This window comes from Clostridium cuniculi (assembly GCF_004353185.1).
In the GTDB taxonomy this organism is placed as follows: Bacteria; Bacillota; Clostridia; order Clostridiales; family Clostridiaceae; genus Clostridium; species Clostridium cuniculi.
The window spans coordinates 1-11163 of the sequence record NZ_SMUS01000062.1; the positions used below are offsets into that span (position 1 = coordinate 1).

An 11163-nucleotide genomic window follows, 5' to 3' on the forward strand; every position below is an offset into this window, starting at 1 on the left:
TGCCAAGGCTAATAAATTAGTTGTAGAAAGGTATTTGGTTTATTTATTTGATACTCTATCAAAGATAGATGTATCGGATAGCGAAAGCTTAGATAATCTTATGCCTTGGTCCAATAAGATACCTGAAGATATGAAAATTAAAGATAGGAACTAATAAATATCCCAGTAAAGCTTCAAAATTGCCTTACTGGGATATTTTAATATTATTTTTCTGAGCATTAAAGGTACTAAAAATTTGACGCTTACGATTGATTGCTCTATTTTTCTTATATAAAATAACTCCTGTACTTGTCCTATCTAAAAATAAGCTGTTATCTACGTTTGAATATATACATACTATTTGATTATTTAATGATTTTTCCATAATTTTATTCTCCTTTATTATAATATTACTTAATTCAAAATCAACGAAATCCATTGCTATTACTCCGTAATTTTCTACTCCACTTAATAAATTTCATACAATTATTAGATGAGTCAGTAGTTTTAAAACAAGATATTTCATTATCTGTACTTAAATAATCAGAGTTAGAAAATATAGTTCTTATTTCAAAATTAATTAATTATAGAGACTCCTATATTTTAATTGAATCTAAGTTCCAAAATCTCTCTGTTCCAGCAGATGAATTATTAATAGTCTTAAGCCCTATTCCATCAGATATTAGAACTCCATTAGTAGCTATGTTTACTAACATAATAACATCTTTGTTTCTAAAATAAACTTTCCACTTTATGTTGTCACCTTCTATTATGCCTGGTAGAATTGTTTCTACATAAGGCTTATCTGTACAGCCTAAATAGACACTTTTCTCTATATTCTTCAGCTTAAAAATTCCAAACATATTATCCACACTTTCAAATTGCCAAGCAAACTTTCTATTTATATTTACCAGTACGTCATCTGGTATCCCTCCAGGATTTTGCTTATTGTAGTTTACTTGTACAGGTATCCCATCTGATCCTCTCATTATACTGAGATTATCTAATTTATTTGTCAGCCTAAATACTTTATTATTTAGTTCATCTATTATTGGTTGTCTAAAAATAAATTTAATATTATCAGATGTATTTACTGTTGAAATAACTAATTGCTTATCGCTAGATATACTTAAATATAAATTAGGATTTTTGTAATTTGAAATTGTAAATGTATTTGAATCATTCTGTCTTTTTATAAACCAATATTGTTCGGTTAATGAGTCTAGAACCTTTGCTACTAATTTTAGGGATGGATATTCTAAAGTTAGCGCTAACGATGTATCTTCTTCTGATAAGATAATATATGAATCTTTACTTGCATCATATTTTAAATACCATTTTTTATTTTCTCCATTAGTTCCTTCAGATAATATTACATTATTTGAATTTGTTTTTTCTAAAAATAGATTTTGTTCAACTTTTGAATATATTGAAAATATTTCATTATTTAAACTTATTACTGTGTTATTCATATTTAATCTCCTTCTTTCTAAATAATATATATTTAAAATTATTTTTTTTATATTAATAATTTTATTTTTTTAATGCCCTTGTTTTTCTTGTTGCCATAGCATTATAAGAAATATCAAAATACCTTGATAACTCTCATTTAATTTATAATCTTCGAAATATGATTTTACTATTATTTCATAATCAATTTCATCTAATTTAATTAAACTTTTTTTTATTCTATTAGCTCTTCTTTTTTTACTTTTTTCAGTTCTTTATATAAATTATTTTTCATAGTTTGAATTACATACCAAAAAAATTTATTTTCTGTATTATATTTATCTATTGCTATTAATAAAGATAAAATTAAATTTTGTCTAATATCATTCTGATCCATATTTTTTATAAATGTTTTTTACACATTTTAATAATAAATGGCTCGAAAAAATCTATTATATATTGTTTAGCATTTTTATCATTTTTTTTTGCTTTAATAACATTATATTCAAGCAAAAGTAAATTTTTATTCTCATATTTCTTCATAATTTTATACTCCATAATATTATTTATTAATTGAATAATCAACCAATTCAACCCTTTATAAACATCTTAAAAACGTAATTTTTAATTTCTTTATAAAAATAATCTTTAAAGAATTTCTGAACTTTAGACTAATTTATTCAATGAATTTAAAATAGTATTTCACATTAGTGGAATAAATTCATAATTTTATCAGAATCTATTTTTATTATAAGCTACAAATATAAAGATAAAAAATGTATTCTTAATATTCTTGTTGCATCTAAATCTTGTCTATCTGCTGCAAACTATTTTAATTACTTATATAAATACTCTTCAACTGCTTTCAATAAGGATAGAACCTTACTTGGTACTTTATTTATAAACCATAATACTACTAATCCACGACCACTATCTATAATACAATTAGTTATTGAAATTATTTTAAAGATAATAAAAAATCAAATACTAATTTTTTATTATCTGCTTTTTTATGTCTTCTAAATCATTTTTTATAGTTGGAAGAACTTCATTTAATTGTTGAATTATTCTTTGGTAATTTTCTTCTCTAATTTGATTTTGCTTTAAAATATATAGCAATAAATAACCAAATAATAAAGCAAAAATACCTTGAGTTGTTAAAAAATTTAATAACTCTGAATCCATAACATACCTCCTTATATAAAATATAGCTCAAAAAAATAGGAAAATAGTAAACAGTGAACTACTCTTCACTTATATAAGTTGGATCTTATTGATAAATATACCTAATGGTGAAAGTTTACCTAAACTAATAAGGTATTTCCTACCTCAAGAAAATACAAAAATTATATTGCTAATTTCAGTAAATTTATATTAGTATTCATATTTCTGTTATGGTTAGCAGCATAGCTCGGACAAGTCCAATTCCTCAATGATAGATTTTTCATATCACTATTTTTGTATTCATGCTTGGAATAAAATTGACTACTATTATAATTTTATGGCGCAATAATAATTTCTATATTGTGCTAAGTAGCTTTATATTATAAAACTGTTCTGAACTTTGCCCAACTTACTTTGCTAATTTCTTTATTTGATATGAATTCCATCTAAATTAATATTTCCATTTTGATTATTAGTTGTATAACTAAATTGGTTAGTTTTCTTAGACTTAAATTTATGAACCTTTACTGATTTATCTCTAAAAAAATTTTAATCCACGCATTCTCACTGTATTCTATTACTACTTTAATATCTACTCCACAAGTAGTGAACATGATATTTATAGTGATTCAATTCTTCTAAAGTTGCATTATACTTAGATGGAATATACTCAAATATTTCTTTATTTATTGGTATATATCATCATTAATTACTTTTCTTCTATACTTTATAATCAATACTAAGTGATATTACAACTTGAATACTGAATGAGAATTAGTATTTAAATCAATTTATATTGACTATTAGTATCATTTAATATTGAGTATATGTTATTTATTTTATTAAACTTCTTGCAGCTATAATTTAGTTTACCTATATTTAATTTCATAAAGATATATTTTTTTATGAAGTTAAGTATTCTTTTTTTAACTTTTTTAAAGCTCTATTTTTAACTTGATTTATAGCTTGGCGTGATTTTCCTGTCTTTTTAGCAATATCTGAAACTTTGTATCCGTCAAAGAATATCAACCTTATTATTTCTTTCTCATAAATAGTCAATATTCTAATACTATCTAAAATTTCAATATTACTTTCTATTTTATTGCAATCATATAATAGTTCATTATTCATATAAATTTCATTTTTACTCTTTTTAGCATTTTTTTTTGACAGCCTAATATACTCATTTTTCAGTGATTTTGAAAAATATAATAATATCTGTTTATCTTCGTAATTAATAATTAATTTGGTATCTATGTTGTTTATAAGATTTATTAAAAAAACATATAAATCTTGTCTAGTATCAGCACCATTTAACTTTCTTGAATATTTATTTATTATGTTCTCAAAAATATCTAATATTACTAAAATAGCTTCATTATTCTTCTTTTTAGCCTCTATAATATTAAAAAGCAATTCCTTTCGCATAAATTTCCCTCCCTATTTTAAAAAGGACGGAATTGTATATTTAGTAAACTAATCATTTTTATATAAATTATTACAAAAAAACTTATTTTATTACAAAAAAACTTATTTTATTACAAAAAAACTTATTTTATTACAAAATTTATATTTTGTTAATAATTTAATTGTTAATATTATCAGATTTTGTCTTAGAATAATTTATTTACTTTATATACTATGATTGATGTAAATTATAAATATAAGTCTATTTAACATTTTAACTACCTAAGTAGTTTTTGCTTTATTATTTGGATATCTTCTAATCTATGTTTTAAAACAAATTCAAATTAGAAAGAGAAGTTATCAAAAGATAATTCAACAATTAAATGAAGTTATTCCAAAAATTAAAAATTATTTTTATATTTACAAATCCTCTGATTTTTACTTATTAATTTATGGCTAGTCAAAATAAAGTATATAAAAGGAGAAATTTATTAAGTTATTACAATTTACAAATTATTTAAAGAATGTAAAAATTATTTATTAAAAGTGGTGTTAGTATAAAGTAGTGAACACATTAAGTCGAACTAAGTAAAATAATATTTAGTAAGAAAGGATGTGTCCATTATGGGAAAGGGCAGCAAGCACAATTAGATTGGAAAGAAAATATTGATTTCGCTTTAAGTACTGGGGAAGTCATTAACATAAATATTTTTGTTTTAATACTTTCCTATTCAAGATTTAGAGTCTATAGATTATCATTAGAAAAAACTCAAGATATATTATTTTCATTTTTAAATGAATCATTTGAAACCTTCGGTAGTGTTCCTAAAGAACTACTAACAGATAATATGAAAACTGTTATGAATCAGCCAAGAACAGATTATCAGAGTGGAAAGATAAATAATAAATTTCAACAGTTTGCTGATGATTATGGATTTAAAATCCGCCCCTGCATAGCAGGTAGGCCGAATACTAAAGCTAAAGTAGAAGCTCCAATGAAGTTACTAGATGAAATTGGAGCTTATAATGGTACTCTTAATTTTGATGAATTACATGAACTAATTTCAAAGCTTAATAACAGAATTAATGGTACATACCATACTTCAATTGGTAAAATTCCAGTTTTACACTTAGAAAAAGAAAAAGATTTCTTACTTGACCTTCCCACACAACAAATAAGAAATCGCTACAGTATCATCACTACAAGTGTTAAAGTTAATCGTCAAAGTATGATTTTTTATAAATCTAACCAATATTCTGTACCACCAGAATATATAAACAAAAAATTAAAACTGCAAGTATATGATAATCATTACCTGCAAATTAGTTCTTTAACATTTAAAAATTCTAAATATGAAATGAATGAAATAGCTAAAAATAATTTAAAGATGATAGGAGAAATATATGGTGACTAATAGTGCATATATGCAATTAATTAACAATTTGGAGTAGCTAAAGCTAAAACAAATGGTGAATCATTTGGATGAAGTTATTGATTTTTCAACGAAAAACAATTTATCTATTTGTTGATACTCTTATAAAGCTTATATCTCATGAAATAGATTGTAAAGAAGCAAATATGATTAGATCAATGGTTAAGGTAGGAGCATTTCCCCATACTAAAGAGCTTAAAGATTTTGACTTTAATTTTCAACCTGGAATAAATAATTATCAAATATTAGATTTTGAATCATTACGCTTCTTAGAATTAAAAGAAAATATTGTATTTTTAGGGAGAAGCGGAGTTGGAAAGACTCACCTGTCCACTTCTATAGGTATTGCTGCCGCGAAGCGAAGATGTAGCACATATTTTATTAAATGTAATGATTTATTACAGCAATTAAAAAGGGCCAATTTAGAAAATAGGATTGATTCAAGGCTTAAGCATTTTAGTAAGTATAAGCTTCTGATTATAGACGAATTAGGATATTTTCCTATAGATAAAGAAGATTCAAAACTATTTTTTCAACTTATAGATATGCGATATGAAAAGAAAAGTACTATTATAACTACTAATATAAATTTTAATGCTTGGGATGAAATATTTTGCGATCCTAAAATAGCTAATGCTATTTTAGATAGGGTACTTCATCACGCCCACGTAGTTTCTATTACTGGAAATTCTTATAGATTAAAAGAGCATTTTAATTTTGAAGAGAACTAAAAACATCATTCTTAAATGATCAAAAACTTACATCATTAACTTAACATTTATATGATCTAAAAGAGCTATGTAAAAAGTTTAATATTATACAATCATTTAGTAAAAAAGGTTGTCCATATGACAATGCATGCATAGAATCTTTTCATTCTTCAATAAAGAGGGAAGAAATCTATAGAAATACATACCGTACCTTCGAAGAAGCTAATATAGCTATATTTAAGTATATTGAGGGCTGGTATAACAGAAAAAGGCTACACTCTTCTATTAATTATATGACTCCAGATCAATATGAATTATTAGCTAGAAGTATAGCATAAATAAGTTTGACTTTTTGTGTCCAAGATATTGACATAAGATCAATATGACACAATCAAACTCAGTAATTCTATATAAACAAAATAGAGCAAAAAATCAAAAGTGGTATTTATCTTATCATGCAAATAAAAATTCTTATAAAATATATTCTAAGTCTTCTGGAGGTATAGTATTAGCTTTAGATTTTCCATCTTTAAATATAATATCAGAATCGAACGGTGACAGTGATAATCAATACTGGATAATAAATTATCAACCCGATTCAAAATTATTTACTATTTTTAATTATAATAATCCTAATTTATTTTTAAGTATAGATAGTGATAAAAAATTAGTAGTTGATACTAAAATTACATCAAATAATAATAAATTTATTAAGGAGTGAGCTATATGAATTATAAATTGAAAACATATTTTTCTGATTCTCAATATTTAAATTATGAAAATGATATTGCTTGTTTTAAAAATAGCACTTCTTCAAATAATGAAGTTTGGAAATTTGAAAATATTAACCCGGATGAGGGGTTATTTATGATTTCGAATCTATCAAATAATAAATATTTATTTTTTGATAAATCTAGTAATATAGTAAAAATTTCAAACTTAGATAAATCTAAAATTGAAAACTTCTACTGGAAACCACTTGGAATAGGTGTAGATGAATATTTAATACAACATGGAAAGTTTAAAGATTTTTATTTATACGTATATGATACTAATGGATCTATTTTGAATCAACCACTTATGGTATCTAATTCAATAATTGAATTTACAAAAAACTTCACTTTCAATCTTGAGAAGGTTAACTAAGGAGGGCTTTACATGTATGATTTAAATAGTAAATCAATAATAAATAAATCAGAAAATGAATTAGATGATGGTATATATTTAAATATAAAAGGTGATGGATGGGTTTTAAGCTCATCAACTGATAAACTTACAGGTACTCTAGTTCCCCCTGGAGAAAAAGCTTTATTTGATCATTCACTAACAAATGATGAAAGTAGAATATTTATTTACCCTACATCAACACTTACAAAAGATAGAGTCATAAATATACTTATTAATACTATTGATTTAGATATAACATCTTCTCACGAAAATAAAACTATAGGATCTTGGCTTGAGGCAACAGCGCCATCAGATAAATATTTATATATGACTCTAGTTAGAACTTATATTCGTTATGATGTTATAAAAGTACAAAATAGAAAAGTAATTGAAAGAGCAGTAATTTATAGACCATCAATTGCATATGCTGATTATCAAGAATTTAATCAAGGTGATAAGTTGAATGATAATTCACTTTTTGATTCAGATAGATGTTTGTTACAAGAAACTTCTATTATAATGAAAGCAATAGAATCCAATCCAAGTTCTGAAATTTTAGATGGATTAAATATACAAATGCCTTTAATTAATAGATTTTATCCAAATGGAACATATATTTTAAATAGAGGTGATGGTTATTTAAGAAAAAATGATGTTGATTTTTATGGAGGTTTATATATTAAATCTGGTATACAATGTACTGCATTAGATCCAAGAATTAAAAATAATATTATAATAGACCGTTTTTATAAAAGTTCTAATAGTCCTTATACAAAAAGTTCGGTTGGTCCATTAATAAGCAAAACTTTTGGTACTCCTTTATTTTTAGATAGAGAAGCTAGAGGATATTGGCATACTTCAGAATATGATTCTACAAAAGATAAGTATATGAAAATGTATATTATGAGAAGTAAATATGAAGTTGTTGAACTTGAAAATAATGTAATTAAAAATTATGCATTATTATATAAACAATCTATAGGCACTCACAAGCTTAAAACAGTAACAAAAGGAGAAAAAATAGAACAAAAGTCTTTATTTCAGGTTAATGAAGAGATGATTGCTCCTAAAAAGGAATATTATATTATGGAATTAAACTATGAAAAAGAAAGAATTTCAAAAATAGAGGCCCCTATTAATGATAATTGTGAGTATAATGTTAAAGTGCCAGAAATTGAAGAAGATAAACTTAAAGACCATAATTTATTATTTAAAGTTTCTAAAGATGGTTATTATAGAATTTCTATAGAATATAGTAACAAATCTTGTGAAATATATAAACTAATTGGTACTGCAAATAGAAACTATGAACAAAATAAATTAATAAACTATAATGATATTGTTTCATCAGATTATAAAGGATTAGAATATATACTAGGTGATAAGAATTTTAAAAAAGAAAATTTTAATTTAGTATATTTAAATAGCTCTGATATATATTGTATAAAAACTACTAAAGAAAATAGCGAATATAAAATATCAATAAACAAGAATACAACGAATTTAAATAATCAAGGTATGATTTCATTTCATAAACTTCATTATTTTTCTGGAGAATATAAATTTTCACTAGTTAATAAAGGTAAAAAATTAGCTTTTTATTTCTATCTAACAGGAGATAGTAGTAAAAAAAGTACTATTAATTTATCCTCTCCAACGCTAAGAGGAAGTTGTAAATTATATAATGCTACAACTATTAATATAAATCAAGATAATATAGCTCTATTCAATGAACCTTTATATACTTTTAATATGAGTGAATCTAATTATTCTTGTTCAGTTGATCCAAGAAAATATTATGTATTAATAGTAGATATAGATGATAATCTAGCTATTAGTAATTCTACAATAAATTTAAAATACAATTAAATCTTATTATAAAATTTTACGCACTAATTTTTATATAAAAATATCACCATTAAGTTTGACTTTTTGTGTCCAAGATATTGACATAAGACCAACTTATAGAAGGACAAAAGTATGATACATTAGCAAAAACAATTTGTATAAATATATTAAATTTTAAGTGTTTAAAGACAAAAGAAGCACATTCAATATATAGATTAAAAGAAATTAATACAAGTGAAGAATTAACAGATCTTCAGGAAATACACTTTATAGAACTACCTAAATTACCAAAGAATGAAGAAATAAAAGATGTATTTGATGCATGGATGGAATTTATAGAAAATCCTATAAGTAATAAACCCCAATAATTTGCAATATTAACTATTACTATTATAGTTTGAAACTATAATAAATTTATTAATACACTATATATTAATTATTCAATCAGATATCTTACTGGTATAGTTGTAATCCTTAGTACTTTAGCGTAGTTAAAGAAAATAACAAAATAATAATTTATTTTGTAGGTTTTGCATTAAGTAATATTATAATAAGGGAGAGTGAATTTATGCATAGAGCATTAAATAATCAAATAGTAAGTATATATTCAAATGTAGATAATAGTTTGTTTTTAGATAAAACAAGTACCAATATTGTTATATTATATAATAAAAATAGAGCAATTAATCAAAAATGGTACTTAGTATATAACGATAATAAACAAGCTTATAAAGTGTTATCTCAACAAGATAAATCTATGGCCTTAATTTTAGATTTTCCAGCCTTAACAATAACAGCAAAAAAAGATTCAGATTTAGATGAGCAATATTGGATCATAAATGAAAATCCTGATACAAAAGTTTTTACTATATCAAATTATAGAAACCCTAATTTATTTTTAAGTATCGATAATACTAAATCTTTAGTAATTAATACTACAAGTACATCAAATAATAATAAATTTATTATAAAAGATGCTATAGTTTCAGATTTTGATAATACTATTGTTAGAATAAATAATATAGCATTTCCAACAAAATCATTAGCTATTAGAAGGCCTGATAATGTGTTTATAGGAGATAAGGGAGACGTTTCAGATCAAAAATGGGAATTAATTTATAATTATGAAAATCAAACATTCAGAATAAATAATATAGCATTTCCAACAAAATCATTAGCTATTAGAAGGCCTGATAATGTGTTTATAGGAGATAAGGGAGACGTTTCAGATCAAAAATGGGAATTAATTTATAATTATGAAAATCAAACATTCAGAATAAATAATATAGCATTTCCAACAAAGTCATTAGCTATTAGAAGACCTGATGATGTGTTTATAGGAGATAAGGGAGACGTTTCAGATCAAAAATGGACATTGGAAATTTTATAAGGAGGTTATTGTATCAATTTCAAGACAAAATCAAGCATATCAAATTCTGAATATTTAAATTCCCAAAATGATATAGCGTATTTTGGTTCAAATGATTATAGTTGGAATATTATAGTAAGTGATATTGATTCATCTATGTACCTTATTTCTGATAACAATAATAAATATTTACATGTTAATAATATTATAAAAGTAAAAGATTTAGATATATCAAATATAGAAGAATTCCTATGGATATTAAGTCCTGTAGGTTTTAATTTATATAATATAAGAAGTGCTAAATATAGGAATCTACTATGGTAAGTTTATGGAAATAATAATTCTGTTTTAAATCAACCATTAATGGTATCACAAGATACTAATATTAAATGTAAGCGTCAAATTTTTAGTACCTTTAATGCTCAGAAAAATAATATTAAAATATCCCAGTAAGGCAATTTTGAAGCTTTACTGGGATATTTATTAGTTCCTATCTTTAATTTTCATATTTTCAGGTATCTTATTGGACCAAGGCATAAGATTATCTAAGCTTTCGCTATCCGATACATCTATCTTTGATAGAGTATCAAATAAATAAACCAAATACCTTTCTACAACTAATTTATTAGCCTTGGCA

11 protein-coding genes and 4 pseudogenes are annotated in these 11163 nt (G+C 23.9%); 8 read left to right on the top strand and 7 right to left on the bottom strand.

Translation table 11 applies throughout. From position 1 onward, the window contains the following. Positions 1-184: 184 nt before the first annotated feature. The 7 genes and pseudogenes from EJJ37_RS18715 to EJJ37_RS18745 form a co-directional block, all read right to left on the bottom strand. Positions 185-418: a hypothetical protein gene (locus EJJ37_RS18715; RefSeq protein ID WP_133016972.1), complete on the bottom strand. Its 234-nt coding sequence runs from the start codon at positions 416-418 to the stop codon at positions 185-187. Further along, positions 405-560, bottom strand: a complete 156-nt coding sequence (locus EJJ37_RS21235; protein WP_133016981.1) for a hypothetical protein — start codon at positions 558-560, stop codon at positions 405-407. Before EJJ37_RS21235 ends, EJJ37_RS18715 begins: the two co-directional genes overlap by 14 nt. 15 nt (positions 561-575) lie before the next feature. Beyond that, positions 576-1451, bottom strand: a complete 876-nt coding sequence (locus tag EJJ37_RS18725) for an RICIN domain-containing protein (protein ID WP_133016973.1) — start codon at positions 1449-1451, stop codon at positions 576-578. Between the two features lie 379 nt (positions 1452-1830). Then, on the bottom strand, positions 1831-1971 hold the full coding sequence (locus EJJ37_RS18730; RefSeq protein ID WP_166484834.1) for a helix-turn-helix domain-containing protein: 141 nt from the start codon (positions 1969-1971) through the stop codon (positions 1831-1833). A 444-nt stretch (positions 1972-2415) separates the two neighbouring features. Then, positions 2416-2613 (bottom strand): BhlA/UviB family holin-like peptide, encoded by a 198-nt coding sequence (locus EJJ37_RS18735; RefSeq protein WP_133016975.1) that lies wholly within the window; start codon positions 2611-2613, stop codon positions 2416-2418. 576 nt (positions 2614-3189) lie between these two features. Then, a pseudogene (locus EJJ37_RS21240) lies at positions 3190-3329 on the bottom strand (transposase); the annotation flags it as partial. A gap of 166 nt (positions 3330-3495) precedes the next feature. After that, positions 3496-4020 carry a sigma factor-like helix-turn-helix DNA-binding protein gene (locus EJJ37_RS18745; RefSeq protein WP_133016976.1) on the bottom strand — a complete coding sequence of 175 codons (525 nt, stop codon included), beginning with the start codon at positions 4018-4020 and terminating at the stop codon, positions 3496-3498. Between the two features lie 605 nt (positions 4021-4625). Between EJJ37_RS18745 and istA the strand changes: the two are divergent. From istA to EJJ37_RS18790, 8 genes and pseudogenes are all read left to right on the top strand, one after another. Then, positions 4626-5414, top strand: a pseudogene (gene istA / locus EJJ37_RS18755) (IS21 family transposase); the annotation flags it as partial. A 52-nt stretch (positions 5415-5466) separates the two neighbouring features. Further along, positions 5467-6163 (top strand): annotated as a pseudogene (gene istB / locus EJJ37_RS18760) (IS21-like element helper ATPase IstB). 83 nt (positions 6164-6246) lie between these two features. After that, positions 6247-6480 (top strand): annotated as a pseudogene (locus EJJ37_RS18765) (integrase core domain-containing protein); the annotation flags it as partial. A gap of 44 nt (positions 6481-6524) precedes the next feature. Further along, positions 6525-6863, top strand: coding sequence for an RICIN domain-containing protein (locus EJJ37_RS18770; RefSeq protein WP_133016977.1), 339 nt, complete (start codon positions 6525-6527; stop codon positions 6861-6863). Positions 6864-6868: 5 nt separating this feature from the next. Then, positions 6869-7288 (top strand): RICIN domain-containing protein, encoded by a 420-nt coding sequence (locus tag EJJ37_RS18775; RefSeq protein WP_133016978.1) that lies wholly within the window; start codon positions 6869-6871, stop codon positions 7286-7288. A gap of 12 nt (positions 7289-7300) precedes the next feature. Next, positions 7301-9178 carry an enterotoxin gene (locus EJJ37_RS18780; protein WP_133016979.1) on the top strand — a complete coding sequence of 626 codons (1878 nt, stop codon included), beginning with the start codon at positions 7301-7303 and terminating at the stop codon, positions 9176-9178. Positions 9179-9273: 95 nt separating this feature from the next. Next, entirely contained in the window at positions 9274-9525 is a 252-nt protein-coding gene (locus EJJ37_RS18785) for an Rpn family recombination-promoting nuclease/putative transposase (protein WP_133016982.1), read from the top strand. 200 nt (positions 9526-9725) lie between these two features. Further along, entirely contained in the window at positions 9726-10547 is an 822-nt protein-coding gene (locus EJJ37_RS18790; protein ID WP_133016980.1) for an RICIN domain-containing protein, read from the top strand. Positions 10548-11163 lie beyond the last annotated feature (616 nt).